The sequence below is a fragment of the Vibrio sp. 10N.222.52.B7 genome (assembly GCF_041474275.1).
GTDB lineage: Bacteria > Pseudomonadota > Gammaproteobacteria > Enterobacterales > Vibrionaceae > Vibrio > Vibrio crassostreae_C.
Map to the genome: position 1 here is coordinate 1 of NZ_JBFRTU010000435.1, position 311 is coordinate 311.

Here is a 311-nt window from a genome sequence, read left to right on the forward strand (position 1 = left end):
CAGCATATCTGTCGATGAAGATGGACTCATTGGTGATAAGGAACAAACAGGGACTGAAGAACCAAGCCCATCGATAGCGATTATTCAAGGATCGGACGATATCGCATCCGTTTCAATCAACATCGATGCTTTTGATGCCCTCGGTTACAGCAGTGGCGGACGAGCGATATCCTTGCAAGAAGCGAATGCCGATGGTTGGTATTACGCTCAAGATACGTCGGGTAACGATATCTTCCGAATTCGTTTTAACAACGATGGCACAACAGAGTTCAACCTATATGCACCTCTTGATCATGCAAATGCTGATGGAG

Annotated in this window: 1 protein-coding gene; it reads left to right on the top strand. The window is 46.0% G+C overall.

What is annotated here, in order from left to right; translation table 11 throughout:
- Nucleotides 1-311, top strand: a 311-nt coding sequence (locus AB4512_RS23570; RefSeq protein WP_372175940.1) for a hypothetical protein, incomplete at both ends; no start/stop codon positions are given.